10 protein-coding genes are annotated in these 15,611 nt (G+C 63.0%); 4 read left to right on the forward strand and 6 right to left on the reverse strand.

Annotation, left to right across the window (positions count from 1 at the left end):
* Window positions 1-202: 202 nt before the first annotated feature.
* Window positions 203-946 (forward strand): hypothetical protein, encoded by a 744-nt coding sequence (locus tag NKJ06_RS23885; protein WP_352634392.1) that lies wholly within the window; start codon window positions 203-205, stop codon window positions 944-946.
* 16 nt (window positions 947-962) lie between these two features.
* Here NKJ06_RS23885 and NKJ06_RS23890 read toward each other — a convergent pair whose 3' ends face one another.
* Window positions 963-3,242: an NADP-dependent malic enzyme gene (locus NKJ06_RS23890; protein WP_352634390.1), complete on the reverse strand. Its 2,280-nt coding sequence runs from the start codon at window positions 3,240-3,242 to the stop codon at window positions 963-965.
* Window positions 3,243-3,455: 213 nt separating this feature from the next.
* Here NKJ06_RS23890 and mutS point away from each other — a divergent pair, with 213 nt between their 5' ends.
* A complete protein-coding gene (gene mutS, locus NKJ06_RS23895) occupies window positions 3,456-6,188 on the forward strand; it encodes a DNA mismatch repair protein MutS (protein WP_352810824.1) in 2,733 nt (910 codons plus the stop codon).
* Here the strand turns inward: mutS and NKJ06_RS23900 are convergent, their stop codons facing one another.
* The gene (locus NKJ06_RS23900) at window positions 6,189-6,779 is read right to left on the reverse strand and encodes a methyltransferase family protein (protein WP_352634387.1); all 591 of its coding nucleotides are present in this window, start codon (window positions 6,777-6,779) and stop codon (window positions 6,189-6,191) included.
* Between the two features lie 70 nt (window positions 6,780-6,849).
* Window positions 6,850-7,650: a DUF3313 domain-containing protein gene (locus tag NKJ06_RS23905; protein ID WP_352634397.1), complete on the reverse strand. Its 801-nt coding sequence runs from the start codon at window positions 7,648-7,650 to the stop codon at window positions 6,850-6,852.
* A gap of 279 nt (window positions 7,651-7,929) precedes the next feature.
* Between NKJ06_RS23905 and NKJ06_RS23910 the strand changes: the two genes are divergently transcribed.
* On the forward strand, window positions 7,930-8,520 hold the full coding sequence (locus NKJ06_RS23910; protein WP_352634385.1) for a TetR/AcrR family transcriptional regulator: 591 nt from the start codon (window positions 7,930-7,932) through the stop codon (window positions 8,518-8,520).
* A 144-nt stretch (window positions 8,521-8,664) separates the two neighbouring features.
* Here the strand turns inward: NKJ06_RS23910 and NKJ06_RS23915 are convergent, their stop codons facing one another.
* The 3 genes from NKJ06_RS23915 to NKJ06_RS23925 all read right to left on the reverse strand — a co-directional run bounded on the left by NKJ06_RS23915 (window position 8,665) and on the right by NKJ06_RS23925 (window position 12,539).
* Complete coding sequence (locus NKJ06_RS23915) at window positions 8,665-9,510, reverse strand: aldo/keto reductase (RefSeq protein ID WP_352634383.1); 846 nt, start codon at window positions 9,508-9,510, stop codon at window positions 8,665-8,667.
* 88 nt (window positions 9,511-9,598) lie between these two features.
* Complete coding sequence (copM, locus tag NKJ06_RS23920) at window positions 9,599-9,991, reverse strand: CopM family metallochaperone (RefSeq protein ID WP_352634381.1); 393 nt, start codon at window positions 9,989-9,991, stop codon at window positions 9,599-9,601.
* Window positions 9,992-10,034: 43 nt separating this feature from the next.
* Complete coding sequence (locus tag NKJ06_RS23925) at window positions 10,035-12,539, reverse strand: heavy metal translocating P-type ATPase (protein WP_352634379.1); 2,505 nt, start codon at window positions 12,537-12,539, stop codon at window positions 10,035-10,037.
* A gap of 266 nt (window positions 12,540-12,805) precedes the next feature.
* Here NKJ06_RS23925 and NKJ06_RS23930 point away from each other — a divergent pair, with 266 nt between their 5' ends.
* Window positions 12,806-15,610 (forward strand): [protein-PII] uridylyltransferase, encoded by a 2,805-nt coding sequence (locus tag NKJ06_RS23930; RefSeq protein ID WP_352634377.1) that lies wholly within the window; start codon window positions 12,806-12,808, stop codon window positions 15,608-15,610.
* The last annotated feature ends 1 nt before the right edge of the window (window position 15,611 follow it).

A 15,611-nucleotide genomic window follows, 5' to 3' on the forward strand; every position in this document is an offset into this window, starting at 1 on the left:
TTCGGACCCTCCGGTGAGTGCTGCAGCTTGGTAACTCCAGTCTCCTCGGTCCGGTCCGAATGGACAACCCTCTGAAAGCTCACACCTAGGGCGCGTCAGTGCTGAGACAAATGATCGACAGTTTGTCGACGTTTATATTTTGGACGGACTTAGAGCCAAGGACGTTGCCCGGATCTGCATCGGCACGGAGACGGACATAGGCATGGTCTCCGCAGCAAAATGGCACAATGCTTTAGACGATCTAGGCCAGCGCGTTCTGGCTTTGGATAACACCTCCACCGCCAAGATGAGGCTTTCTTTGGCAGAGCGATTTGCACAGCTGGGGAATATGGTTCTAGCGAGCGATTTAGTATCTTCACTTAGCCGCGAAACAGATGGATCAGCAATGGATTTTGGCGGCCTCAAAATTGACCACGGCGACTTCCTCTACTTTCCTCTTTTCGAACGCGAACTCAGAAACTTAGCCATTACAAACTCATACATAGGTGAGCTTGCGCTTCCAGCAAAGAAAGCGACTAACGTAGTCTTATCGAACTGCGCGACTCCAAAGGTGAGCGGCATTGCATCCGCTGCAGGACTACCTAAATGGATTTCGTCCTTAGACGCAGAGCAGTTTGATTCTGTTGAGAGCATCTCTCGTATACGGAAGATTGGCCTTCAACCATCGCATGAAATTCTAATCACAATAATTCGTAAGACCTTTTTCCAAAAGGGGAGCGGCCGTAAAGAAGAGGCCCTGCTTCGGGGCTTGGGAATGATCGGAACAAAAAATCTTTCTAGGAAAATCTTAAGCACCATGATCACAGAGGGTCTTTTGACTAGTTTCAAAGGAGACGAGGGAAACGTATATGCACCGGTACGATCCCATGCCCCTAGAATGCAAGCTATCTTAGACGAATTGAAATCTAGCAAAGATCCCCTCTGGTTAACGATAGCCGAATACTAGATTTTTGACCGCCTCCTCAAGCCCCCGCCGTATAAGCCGCGATCGCCGCCATGTTGACGATGTCGCTGTCCTTGGCGTTCAGCGACACGATCTGCACCGGCTTGTTCAGCCCGACGAGCAGCGGGCCGATCACCGTTGAGCCACCGAGTTCCTGCAGCATCTTGGTCGAGATCGAGGCCGAGTGGAACGCCGGCATGATCAGCACATTGGCCGGACCGGTGAGCCGGATGAACGGATATTGCGCCATGGCGCGGGCGTTGAGGGCGACGTCGGCGGCCATTTCGCCGTCATATTCGAAATCGACGCGGCGCTTGTCGAGGATGCGCACCGCTTCCTGGACGCGTTCAGAGCGCTCGCCCTGCGGATGGCCGAAGGTCGAGTAGGCGAGCATGGCGAGCCTCGGCTCGTAGCCCATGCGGCGCGCAAAGCCTGCGGCCTCCTCGGCGATGTCGGCGATCTGCTCGGCGTTCGGCATGTCGTGCACGGCGGTGTCGGCGACGAGGACCGTTTTACCCCGCGCGAGCACGATCGAGACGCCGATGACGCGGTGGCCGGGCTTGGCGTCGATGACGCGGCGAATGTCGTCAAGCGCGGTGGAATAGTTGCGGGTGACGCCGGTGACGATGCCGTCGGCGTCGCCTAGCGCCACCATGCAGGCGGCGAAGTGGTTGCGGTCGTTGTTGATCAGCCGCTGGCAGTCGCGGAACAGGAAGCCTTTGCGCTGCATGCGCTCGTAGAGATAATCGGTGTAGATGCCGTTGCGGCGCGACAGCCGGGCGTTGATGATCTCGATGCCTTGCTTGTTGAGGTCGATGCCGGCGTGCCTGGCGTTTTCCTTGATGACGTCGTCGCGGCCGAGCAGGATGGCGGTGCCGAGCCGCTGGTTCACATAGGAGACCGCGGCGCGCATGACCTGCTCCTCCTCGCCCTCGGCAAAGACGATGCGCTTGGGCTGGCGGCGTACGCGGTCGTAGATGCGCTGCAGGGTCGAGGCGATCGGGTCGCGGCGGGCGGACAGTTCCTGCGCGTAGCGGTCAAGGTCAAGGATGGGCTTGCGGGCGACGCCGCTATCCATCGCCGCCTTGGCCACCGCGATCGGGATGGCCGAGATCAGGCGAGGGTCGAATGGCACCGGAATGATGTAGTTGGGCCCGAATTTCGGCCGATTGCCCTGATAGGCGGCGGCGACGTCGTCGGGCACGTCCTGGCGCGCAAGTGCTGCCAGCGCCTGGGCGGCGGCGATCTTCATGTCGTCATTGATGGTGGTGGCCCTGACATCCAGCGCACCGCGGAAGATGTAGGGGAAGCCGAGCACGTTGTTGACCTGGTTAGGATAGTCAGAACGCCCGGTTGCCATGATGGCGTCGGTGCGGATCTCGGCCACTTCCTCCGGCGTGATCTCCGGGTCGGGATTGGCCATGGCGAAAATGATCGGGTTCTTGGCCATAGACTTCAACATTGCGGTGGTCAGCGCACCCTTGGCGGAAAGACCAAGGAAGACATCGGCGCCGTCGAGCGCCTCGGCGAGGCTACGCGCCTCGGTCTTGACCGCATGCGCCGATTTCCACTGGTTCATGCCTTCGGTACGGCCTTGAAAGACCACGCCCTTGGTGTCGCACAGAATGATGTTTTCGGGCGTGAAGCCCATCGCCTTCATCAATTCGATGCAAGCGATGCCGGCGGCACCGGCGCCGTTGCAGACCATCTTCGTCGTCTTCATGTCGCGGCCGGTGACCTCCAGCGCGTTGATCAGGCCGGCGGACGAGATGATGGCGGTGCCGTGCTGGTCGTCATGGAAGACCGGGATGTCCATCAATTCGCGCAGCCGCTGCTCGATGATGAAACACTCAGGCGCCTTGATGTCCTCGAGATTGATGCCGCCGAAGGACGGGCCGAGGAACCGCACGCAGTTGATGAACTCCTCGGCGTCCTCGGTATCGACCTCGAGATCGATGGAATCGACATCGGCGAAGCGCTTGAACAGCACTGCCTTGCCTTCCATCACCGGCTTGGAAGCCAACGCGCCGAGATTGCCGAGGCCAAGGATCGCGGTGCCGTTGGAGATGACGGCGACCATGTTGCCGCGTGTCGTGTAGTCGAAGGCGCGGCTGGGGTCCTCGGCGATGGCCAGAACCGGAACCGCGACACCAGGCGAATAGGCGAGACTCAGATCGCGTTGCGTTGCCATCGGCTTGGTGGCGACGACTTCCAGCTTGCCGGGGCGGCCCATGGCGTGGAATTCGAGCGCTTCCTGCGCGCTGACGGACGGACCGTTGTTCTCGGTTTTCCTGGCCATGATGTTCTTGATTTCCTCGCCGGTGCAGCACCTCGTTGAGGCGGGTGCTTTGTTTCGATTCGAATTAAGACCACGCGCCGCCGCGTGTAAACCGCCAGCGCTTGGGAATCGCGGATCGTCCAGGAAATTGCGAACACCCGGTAGCCCGGTCGTCCCCTGCTTTTCGAAGCCCCGGCATTAAACCGCGCGATCACATCTGCTAGCGTGCAGCGCATGAACATGCACAGCCCGAACGAGCCGGACGCCCCCGCTGCGATGACACCGGTGCCCACCGCCCACGCCGGCGCCACGCCGATGATAGAGCAGTTCATCGAGATCAAGGCGGCGAACCCGGACTCGCTGCTGTTCTATCGCATGGGCGATTTCTACGAGCTGTTCTTCGACGATGCCGAGAAGGCGAGCCGGGCGCTGGGCATCGTGCTGACCAAGCGCGGCAAGTACCAAGGGCTCGACATTCCGATGTGCGGCGTGCCGGTGCATGCGGCCGACGACTATCTGCAGAAGCTGATCGGCCAGGGTTTTCGCGTTGCCGTCTGCGAGCAGATCGAGGATCCGGCCGAGGCGAAGAAACGCGGCGGCAAATCGGTGGTGCGCCGCGACGTGGTGCGGCTGGTGACGCCGGGCACCATCACCGAGGACAAATTGCTGGCGCCCTCGGAATCGAGTTTTCTGATGGCGCTGGGGCGGGTGAAGGGTGGCGGTAGCGATCATGCCTTTGCGCTGGCCTGGATCGACATCTCGACTGGCGCCTTCCGCGTCACCGACACAACCGCCGACCGGCTGCTGGCCGACATCTTCCGTGTCGATCCGCGCGAGCTGATCGTCGCCGAGCCGGTGTTCCATGATCCGGAGCTGAAGCCGGTGTTCGACGTGCTCGGCCGGGTCGCCAGCCCTCAGCCGCCGTCGCTGTTCGATTCGGCCTCGGCCACCGGGCGCATCGCTCGCTTCTTCGACGTGGCGACGCCGGACAGCTTCGGTGCCTTTTCGCGCGCCGAGCTGTCGGCGATCTCAGGCGCCATCGCCTATGTCGAGAAGACGCAGAAGGCCGAGCGGCCACCGCTGTCGCGGCCCGAGCGCGAGGAGCAGGGGTCGACCCTGGTCATCGATCCGGCGACGCGCGGCAACCTCGAACTGCTGCGCACGCTGTCGGGCAGCCGCGAGGGGTCGCTGTTCAAGGCGATCGATCGCACGGTGACGGGCGGCGGTGCAAGGCTGCTTGCCGACAGGCTGATGGCGCCTCTGACCGACCCGGCCGCGATCGGCGCCAGACTGGATTCGGTATCGTTCTTCCGGTCCGAGACGCGGCTGTGCCAGGCGGTACGGTCGAGCCTGAAGAGCGTCGCCGACATGCCGCGCGCGCTGTCCAGGCTGGCGCTCAACCGCGGCGGCCCGCGCGATCTCGGCGCGCTGCGCGCCGGTTTCGAGGCGGCAGGCGCGATCGCCGAAATCTTTGCCGCGACCGCCCTGCCCCTGGAACTCGCGGCCGCACTCGCCGCCATCCATGCGCTGCCTCAGGCGCTGGCCCAGCATTTGACGCAGGCGCTTGGCGAGGAACTGCCGCTGCTCAAGCGCGACGGCGGCTTCGTTCGCGGCGGCTATCACGCCGAACTCGACGAGATGCGGGCGCTGCGCGATGAGTCGCGAAAGGTGATCGCCGGGCTGGAGCGCTCGCTGATCGACGAGACCGGCATCCGCTCGCTGAAGATCCGGCACAACAATGTGCTCGGCTACTACATCGAGGTGACCGCCAACCACCATGCGATCATGACCGGCAGCGACGGCGCCAAGGCGCGTTTCATCCACCGCCAGACCATGGCCAACGCCATGCGTTTCACCACGACCGAACTTGCCGAACTCGAGACCAAGATCGCCAATGCCGCTGACCGGGCGCTCAGCATCGAGTTGGCCGCCTTCGAAACGCTGACGGCGGAAGCGGTCGGCGAGGCAGAAAAGATCCGCACTGGGGCCGATGCGCTGGCCGTGCTCGACGTGTCGGCGGCGCTCGCGCTTTTGTCGGAAAGCGAAGCCTGGTGCCGGGCGGGGGTGGATTCCAGCCTTGCCTTCGAGATTGCTGGCGGGCGGCATCCGGTGGTCGAGCAGGCTTTGCGCCGCTCCGGCGACGGCCCGTTCGTCGCCAATGATTGCGACCTGTCGCCAGAAGGCAGCGCCAGGAACGGCGCGATCTGGCTTCTGACCGGCCCGAACATGGGCGGCAAGTCGACGTTCCTGCGGCAGAACGCACTGATCGCCATCCTGGCCCAGACCGGCTCGTTCGTGCCAGCGGCATCGGCCCATATCGGCGTCGTCGACCGGCTGTTCTCGCGTGTCGGCGCCTCGGACGATTTGGCGCGCGGCCGCTCGACCTTCATGGTCGAGATGGTCGAGACGGCGGCGATCCTGAACCAGGCCGGCGAGCGCGCACTGGTGATCCTCGACGAGATCGGCCGCGGCACCGCCACCTTCGACGGCCTGTCGATCGCTTGGGCGGCGGTCGAATACCTGCACGAGAAAAACCGCTGCCGGGCAATCTTCGCCACCCATTTCCACGAGATGACGTCGCTCGCCGGCAAGCTGGCGCGATTGCACAACGTCACCATGCGGGTCAAGGAATGGGAAAACGACGTCGTCTTCCTGCACGAGGTCGGCAAGGGTGCGGCCGACCGCTCCTACGGCGTGCAGGTAGCGCGGCTGGCCGGCCTGCCGGAGGCGGTGGTCGACAGGGCCAAGGAAGTGCTGCACCAGCTCGAAGAAGGCGAGGTCTCAGGCAAGACCAACCGGCTGGTGGACGACCTGCCGCTGTTTTCGGTGGCGGTGAAGCGGGAAGCGCCCAAGCCGGCGAAGAACGACGCGCTGGGCGCGGCGCTGGGCGAGATCAATCCTGACGAGATGACGCCAAGGGAGGCGCTGGAAGCACTTTACCGGCTGAAGGGGCTGGCGGGCCGGTAATCAGAACAATCGGAACATCGGCGTCACCACTCCTGCCGACTGGAGCCAGCCGAGCAATTCGACCGCCAGTATCGCCACAAGGAAGTAAGAGCTGTCGATGGCGGTCCGCCTCAGCGCCACCGAGTCGAACGTGACGGGCGACGGGTCCAAGACGTCGTCGTAATCGCGCCGCAGACGAGGAAAGAAGGCCGGCACGCTTCGACAATAGCACCGATAGGCCTCGCCAAAGATCGTGTCCAGCGCGATCGCTTCGCGCGTCGCGACATAGGAAAAGACCAGATAGGTGAAGGCAAAGAGAAACGCCGAAACGATCAACGACCCGAATGTCAGCCCGACGCCAGCCAGTCCAAGGGCCGAGAAGAAATAGAGGGGGTTGCGCGTATAGGCATAGGGCCCGGTCGTAACGAGTTCCCGGTTCTTGCGTCCGCCAACATACAGCGATGCCCAGCAGCGACCGCCGATACAGATGAGGATCAGTACGGTGCCCAGAAATTCCAGCATTTCGCGACAGGTGCTGCCTTGCGGCCACCCACTCTCCGCAAACAGGGCCGGCGCCAGGACGACCGGGGCAACCAGCCAAAGGAAGCGCATCCTTCTGCCCTGTTGAAAAGCCTTCGCGGAAAGCGGCATTGGGGACTTTTTCTGCACTTGCGTGACCGCCTCAGTCGTTGCGCACCGCGGCTCCCTTGTCGATCCAGGCCGGCGGCAATCCCATCCGATCGCCGAGGAAGCCGACCAGGCCGAGCGATTTGCCGAATGCCTTACAGGCCGGGTATTTGGGTTCGCCGCCGAACATGGCGCGCAGCTCCGCCCTGGTGGGGAGTGACGGCAGTTTGCCGAACGGCGTCTTGCCGGTGACCAGGAGCTTGCTAAAATCGTCCCCGAACTTCGCCGCCAGGTTGTAGGCATCGCCCTCTCGGGCGACCCGGCCGGAATCCAGCAGGGCGTTCGCGCCACGTCCCCAGATCATGGCTGCCGCCTGCTTGCCGTTGTCACCAATCGCTTCGGCTTCAAGCGACAGGCTGCCCAATCCGATCGGCAGGCGCGGAACCGGAATGTGCATGCCGGGCAGCGCGACGGAAACCGCCGTGGACGCGACTTTCGAAACGCCTGCCGCCAACGCATTCGTCGGCGCCACACGCGTTACCATCGCGTGGACCGTCAGGTCGGCCGGCTCGGTCAGGGCGACCAGTTGAAAGCGCCGGCTCAGGCCGGAGCAGACGGTCCTGTCGACGGCATTCGCGATCAGGCCGCGCTGGGCCGGTGTCAGTGTCGATTTTCCGGCGGCGGGCTGCGAAAAGCCCGTTGGAATGATTCGAACGGTTTTTGCTGCAAGCACGTCGTCCCTGCTCACCCGCATTAGTGAGCGGGCTAACAAACCGTCCGACGGTTTCAACTCGTCATAGGATTGCAGTGAGCCTACCTGATCCAGGGGCGCGGACGCGCAGCCGACCGCGAGCATGCTCAAGACCAGCACAAACGGCCGTGTTATGCGGTGGTCCGCGCGGCACGCTCTCGGATCGACCGGGCCATGACTGATGTGAGCCTCGCGACGGAAACGCAAGCAAGCTGCCATGGATGCCTCTGTCTGGGTTCGCCTTGCGGGCGTGTTGGGGAGCGTCAATATTTGCACTCAGTGCAATAAATTGATGGCGCTATTATGGCAAGGCGTGACGACGAGGCTTGAACGTGCACCAAATTTCTTGTCGCATTTGAGGAACGTTCATGACAGGAACGCTCCATGACCGATGCGCCAAAACCAGAGGGCCTGCGCGAGCGGAAGCGGCGAGAAACGGCCAACCGCATCGCCGAAGCCGGCCTGAAGGCTTTCCTGGCCAATGGCTATGACGCGACCACGCTTGACGAGATAGCCGCGGCCGCAGGCATCTCGCGCCGGACGTTCTTCCACTATTTCGAGAGCAAGGACGAGGTTCTGTTTGCGAATCTGGGCAACTACGCAAGCATGGTCAAAGCGTCGATCCTCGCCGAGCCGCCCACCGGAGCGGCGATCGACATCGCCCGCGGCGCATTGCTCAATCTTGTCGGCAGCTTGCTGGGATCGGAAATGATGGCGACAGCAAAGGTCATGCGGGAAAGCAAGACGCTGCGCTCGCGCAGGCACACCGGCTACCTGCAGTTCGAGCAAGCCATTTTCGACGGTTTACGCGAGTTGCGGCCAGACCAGGCGCGCGACAGTCTGCGACTGGTCTCCTTGGTGGCAATCGTCGCGCTGCGCCTGGCTGTCGAAACATGGCAGCAGCAAAACGCCAGGCATCCGCTGGCAGGATATGTCCGGGACGCCTTTGAAAAGCTGAAAACCGAGATTCGATAAGTCAGCCGCCTGAAGTGAAAAACTCAATCCGGAATTTGCGGTGGAAAGAAGAGAGCAAGCGTTGGAACGAATCTCAGCCGCGCCGCGTCACACGGTCCACAAGATCGGAGACATCAAGGTCACGTCTCTGCGCGACGGTTATGCCTAGATCATCTCCAGGCCGCGCTTGCGTGTCGGCGGCGGGAAGGCGCGGTCGAGATCGGCGAGGTCTTTCGCTGTAAGCATTATGTCCAGCGCCGCGACATTCTGGCGGACATGTTCCTGGCTGCTTGCCTTGGGAATGGCGATGACGCCCTCCTGATGCATCACCCAGGCCAAAGCGATTTGCGCCGGGGTCGCATTGTGGCGGGCGGCAACGGCGTCGAGCCTGGCGTTGCGCGCCAACGCGCCCTGCTCGACCGGCGAATAGGCCATCAAGGGAATGCCGCGCTGTCGGCTCCAGGGCGCCAGATCGAATTCGAGGCCACGCCGGACCAGATTGTAGAGCACCTGGTTGGTCTGGACGTTACCGCCGTCGGGCAAGCCGACCAGCTCTTCCATCTCGTCGGCGTCGAAATTGCTGACGCCCCAGTGGCGGATCTTGCCGGCCTTTTTCAGGGTCTCGAAGGCCGCGACCGTTTCCGTCAGCGGCACGCTGCCGGGCCAATGCAGCAAATAGAGATCGATGCGGTCGGTGCGCAGGCGTTTCAGGCTGTTCTCGCAGGCGCGCTGCACGCCCGCGCGCGAAGCGTTTGATGGTAGAACTTTCGAGACCAGGAAGGTCTCGTCGCGGCGCCCGGCAATAGCCTCGGCCACCACCTCCTCGGCGCCGCCGCTGGCATACATTTCAGCGGTGTCGATCAGCGTGATGCCGAGGTCGAGGCCGAGCTTGAGAGCATTCACCTCATCGGTACGGCGGCCGATAGCCTCGCCCATCTTCCATGTCCCCTGACCAAGCACCTGAACGGCTTCACCCGAGGGCAGCGTGGTGGTTCTGATGGTCGATGGCATGGCGGGCCTCCAATTGGGGGCCCGATCGCATCACAGGCTGGGCGAGAAATCCAGAGGACTTCTCGCCGCCTTGGCGATTGCCTGAAGCTTACTTCACCGGATGGGCGGCGAGCCAATCCTGCAACTGCTTGATCTCGGCTTCCTGCGCGGCGATGACGCCTTCGGCGAGCTTGCGGATTTCCGGGTCCTTGCCATTGGCAAGCTCGACCTTTGCCATGTCGATGGCACCCTGATGGTGCGGGATCATGCCCTTGACGAAATCGACGTCGGCATTGCCGGTGTACTCTGACGCCATCATGTCGGCATGCATCTTGTCCATCGCCGCTTTGTAGCCTTCGGTCGAAGGACTGGTCGCGTCCGTCGCCATGGCGCCCATGTCGTGTTTCATCTCTTCGCTCTGCGCCGGGACGCTTTCGAGGAAGACGGCAAGCAGCATTCCGGCCGCCATCAGCAAAAGCACGAGTTTTTTAGCCAAGGTCATTCATGGTCTCCTGTTGGGTGGGTTTCGTATTTGGGGGCTTTGATCAGAGTTTCAATGTTCTCAGCCGCAGAGCGTTTGATATCACCGACACCGAGGACAGGCTCATCGCCGCCGCCGCCAGCATCGGCGACAAAAGCGTGCCGGTGAGCGGATAGAGCACGCCGGCGGCGACCGGCACGCCAAGCACGTTGTAGAGGAAGGCGAAGAACAGGTTCTGGCGGATGTTGCGGATCGTTGCCTGGGCCAGTGTGCGGGCGCGGACGATGCTGTTGAGGTCGCCCTTGACCAGTGTGATGCCGGCGCTTTCGACCGCGACATCGGCGCCTGTGCCCATGGCGATGCCGACATCGGCGGCGGCAAGCGCGGGCGCGTCGTTGACGCCGTCGCCGGCCATGGCAACGCCCGCGCCTTTTCTGCGCAGTTCCTCGACGAGGGCTGCCTTCTGTTCCGGCAACAGGCCGGCGCGAACCTCATCGATGCCGAGTCTTCTGGCGATCGCGTTGGCCGTGCGTTCATTGTCGCCGGTCGCCATGATGATCCTCAAACCACTGTCATGCAGCGCCCTGATCGCCTCGGCGGTGGTCGCCTTGACCGGGTCGGCGACAACGACGATGCCGGCCAGTTTCTTGCCGACGGCAACGAACATCGCCGTCTTGCCTTCTGTCTGCAGCGTCTCGGCCTGGGCCGAGATGGATGCGATGTCGATACCGAGATCGGCCATCATGGCGGCATTGCCGAGCGCGACCTTTTTTCCCGACACGGTGCCGGAAACGCCCTTGCCCGTGACCGCCTCGAAGCCGCTGGCATCGGCGACGGTCACGCCGCGCATGGCGGCGCCTTCGACGATGGCTTCGGCCAGTGGATGCTCCGAGCCCTTCTCCAGGCCTGCGGCAAGTGCCAGCAATTCGTCCTCGGAAAAGCCTTTGGCTGCAACGACATCGGTCAGTTTCGGCCGGCCTTCGGTCAACGTACCCGTCTTGTCGACGATCAGCGTGTCGACGGAGGCGAAGCGTTCGAGTGCTGCGGCTTCCTTGATCAGCACGCCGGCGTGCGCCCCGCGCCCGGTGGCGGTCATGATCGACATCGGCGTGGCGAGGCCGAGCGCACAGGGACAAGCGATGATCAGCACCGACACCGCCGAGACGATGGCAAAGATCAGGCTGGGCTCGGGTCCAAACACAGCCCAGGCGATGAAAGCAGCAATCGCGACAAGGACGACCGCCGGGACAAAGTAGAAAGAAACGCGATCGGCCAACCCTTGAATCGGGGCGCGCGAGCGTTGCGCCTTGGCGACGAGCTCGACGATGCGCGCCAGGGTCGTCTCGGAGCCGATCCGCTCGGCGCGCATGATCAGCGAACCGTTCTTATTGAGCGTGCCGCCGGTCAGGGCATCGCCTTCAGTCTTTTCGACCGGCAGCGGCTCACCGGTAATCATCGATTCGTCTATCGAGGAACGGCCTTCCAACACGATGCCGTCGACCGGCACCGCGTCGCCGGGGCGGATGCGCAGGCGATCGCCGGCCTTGACCGCGTCGAGCGACACATCGCTTTCGGAACCGTCGGCGGCGATCAGCCGCGCAGTCTTCGGCGCGAGATCGAGCAAGGCGCGGATTGCCGATCCGGTCTTTTCACGGGCGCGCAGCTCCAGCACCTGGCCAAGGAAAACCAGTGCGACGATGACGGCGGCAGCTTCGAAATAGACCGGCACGGCACCGCCATGGCCGCGGAACTGATGCGGAAAAATGTCCGGAAACAGCGTGGCGACGACGCTGTAGATATAGGCGGCACCGACGCCGAGCGAGATCAGCGTCCACATGTTGGGGCTGCGGTTGACGAGCGACTCCCAGCCGCGATGGAAGAAAGGCAGCGCCGCCCACAGCACGACAGGACTGGCCAATGCCAGCTCCAGCCAGACCATCGTCCGCTCGTCGATAAGGGACGAAAACGTCAGTCCGAGCATCGGGGCCATGGCGACGATCAGCAAGGGAACCGACAGCGCGGCACTGACCCAGAACCGCCTGGTGAAATCGACAAGCTCGGGATTTGGCCCTTCATCGCCTGTCGGCACGCCCATCGGCTCCAGGGCCATGCCACAGATGGGGCAGGAACCGGGCTTGTCGCGGACGATTTCAGGATGCATCGGGCAGGTGTATTGCGTGCCCTTGGGCATCTCCTGGGGCGCCGGCCTGTCGCCGAGATATTTTTGCGGCTCAGCCTCGAACTTCGCCTGGCAAGCGGCCGAGCAGAAATAGAAGCCCTGACCTTCGTGGCGGGCGAAGTGCCTGGCTGTCGCGCGGACGACGCTCATGCCGCACACCGGATCGGTGGCCGTCAGGAATTTTTCCGGCTCGGCGACGAATTTCGTGCGGCAGCCTTGACTGCAGAAATGGTAGAGATGGCCATCATGCTCGGCGGTCGGTTTGCCGGCGGCCAGGTCGACGGTCATGCCGCAGACCGGGTCGCGGACGACGGCCTTCGCGGCAGGCGCTGCGCCGTTTGTCGAGCAGCAGCTGCCATGTATGTGATGATCGTGATCGGAAAGCGTCATGCGAAAAATGCCTCAATGGGTCGGCGTATGACGCGGAGATAGGGCTTCCAGTAACTGGAAGGTCAAGGGGTTAAATTTCTTCATCTCACGGCGTCGCGCGTGCTAGGAAGCCGCAGCTTCTTCCAATCCAAATGCATCGATCCTGTTCGAAAGAAGAAAAAATCATCCCATTCGACCACCGCGGAGAGCTCGTCCTCTCGCCCCATACCCAGCGCCGCGAAAACGCGCTATAGACGCCGCCGAAAAGGCAAGGCCGACCTGGACATATGGCAAGAATCTCCCTGAAGCTCGACGAACTGATCGATGGCGAAGCCATGCGCGGCGAGATGACCGCGCTGACCGCGGCCACGGCAGGCGACGGTTCCGGACAGGCAGCGCGAAGCGGTGTGCTCCAGCTGCTCAAGGGGCGGCTGGCAGAGGGGCGCGCCATTGCCGAACGGATGCTCAGGGACGACGGCGGCGGCAGCGCCTGCGCGGCGCGGCTGTCGCATCTCATGGACGAGATTATCCGGGCGCTTTACGATTTCGCCGTCACCCATGTCTACCGGGTCAAGAACCCGTCTTCGGCGGAGCGCATGGCCGTCGTCGCCGTCGGCGGCTATGGCCGCGGCACGCTGGCGCCTGGGTCCGACATCGATCTGTTGTTCCTGCTGCCCTACAAGCAGACGCCGTGGGGCGAACAGACCGTCGAGTACATGCTCTACATGCTGTGGGATCTCGGGCTGAAGGTTGGCCACGCCACCCGCAACATCGACGAATGCCTGCGCCTGTCGCGCACCGACGTCACCATCCGCACTTCGATCCTCGAAGCGCGTTTCCTGTGGGGCGAGGAAAAACTCTATGACGAGCTGATGCTGCGCTTCGACCATGAGGTGGTGCGCACGACGGGCCCCGAATATGTCCAGGCCAAGCTTGCCGAACGCGACGATCGCCATGCGAAGGCCGGTGAAAGCCGCTATCTCGTGGAGCCCAACGTCAAGGACGGCAAGGGCGGCCTGCGCGACCTGCAGACGCTGTTCTGGATCGGTAAATATTTCTACCGGGTGCGCACCGGCGAGGAACTGGTCGACAAGGGCGTCTTCACCGAGGGCGAATACCGGGAGTTCCAGAAGGCCGAGGATTTTCTGTGGGCGATACGCTGCCACATGCATTTTCTCACCGGCAAGGCCGAGGAACGGCTGCATTTCGACATCCAGCGCGAGATCGCCGAACGGCTCGGCTATACCACTCACCCCGGCCTGTCGGCGGTCGAGCGCTTCATGAAGCACTATTTCCTCGTCGCCAAGGATGTCGGCGACCTGACCCGCATCTTCTGCGCCGCGCTCGAAGAAGAGCAGGCCAAGCACGTGCCGGGCTTCAACCGTATCTTCCTCACCTTCTCGCGCCGCAAGCGCAAGCTGGCCGGCACGTCGGACTTCATCGTCGACAACCACCGCATCAACATCGCCGACGACCAGGTGTTCGAACGCGATCCGGTCAATCTTTTGAGATTGTTCTGGTTCGCCGACAAGCACGGCCTGGAGTTCCACCCCGATGCGCTGAAGCTGCTGACCCGCTCGCTCGGCCTGGTCAACAAATCGCTGCGGCGTGACGAGGAGGCCAACCGGCTGTTCCTCGACATCCTGACCTCGGACCGCAATGCCGAACTCAATCTGCGGCGCATGAACGAGGCCGGGCTGCTCGGCAGACTGATCCCGGATTTCGGCAAGATCGTCGCCATGATGCAGTTCTCGATGTACCACCATTATACGGTGGACGAGCACCTGATCCGCTGCATCGGCGTGCTGGCCGAGATCGAACGCGGCGACGGCGAAAAGGTCCATCCCCTCTCGCATACGCTGATGCCGGGACTGAAGAAGAGCCGCGAGGCGCTCTATGTCGCCGTGCTTCTTCACGACATCGCCAAGGGCAGGCCCGAAGACCATTCGGAAGCGGGCGCCAGGATCGCCCGGCGCATCTGCCCGCATATGGGGCTGTCCCCGGCCGATACCGAAACCGTTGCCTGGCTGGTCGAGAACCACCTGGTGATGTCGATGACGGCGCAGACCCGCGACCTCAACGACCGCAAGACCATCGAGGATTTCGCCGCGATCGTACAGTCGGTCGAGCGGCTGAAGCTGCTTTTGATCCTCACCGTCTGCGACATCAGGGGCGTCGGACCCGGTGTCTGGAACGGCTGGAAGGGCCAGTTGCTGCGCACGCTCTACTACGAGACCGAATTGCTGCTGACGGGCGGGTTTTCGGAAGTGTCGCGCGCCCAGCGCACGGCGGCGGCGCGCGAGCTTCTCGCCGAAGCACTTGCCAGTTGGCCGGACAAGGTCCGTAAGCGCTATGTCGGCCAACATTACGAGAACTACCTTTTGACCGTCGATCTCGCCGACCAGCTGCGCCATGCCGAATTCATCCGCGAGGCTGATGTGGCGGGCAAGAAGCTTGCCACCATGGTCAAGACCCACCAGTTCGAGGCAGTGACCGAAATCACCGTGCTGGCGCAGGACCATCCCCGCCTGCTCTCGGTCATCGCCGGGGCCTGCGCCGGAGCCGGCGGCAACATCGTCGACGCGCAGATCTTCACGACGTCGGACGGCCGCGCCCTGGACACCATCCTGATCTCGCGAGAATTCGACCGCGACGAGGACGAGCGCCGGCGGGCCGAGCGTGTCGGCCGGTTGATCGAGGACGTGCTGTCCGGTAAGAGCTGGCTGCCGGAGATGATCGAGAAGCGCACCAAGCCACGGCGCGGCGCCAAGGTGTTCAAGATCCCGCCGCGCGCCGAAATCCGCAACACACTGTCGAACCGTTTTTCGGTCGTCGAGGTCGAAGGCCTGGACCGGCCGGGTTTGCTGTCGGAGATCACCGGAACGCTTTCCGACCTGTCGCTCGACATCGCATCGGCCCACATCACCACCTTCGGCGAAAAGGTCATCGACACCTTCTATGTCACCGATCTCACCGGCCAGAAGATCGACAGCCCGGCCCGCATCGCCACCATTCGCAACCGGCTGATGGCAACGCTCGAAGGCATCGTGCCCGAACGCGGCGGCAAAGCCAGGGTGGCGGCCGCCGAGTGAC

This window comes from Mesorhizobium sp. M0293 (genome assembly GCF_040321735.1).
In the GTDB taxonomy this organism is placed as follows: Bacteria; Pseudomonadota; Alphaproteobacteria; order Rhizobiales; family Rhizobiaceae; genus Mesorhizobium.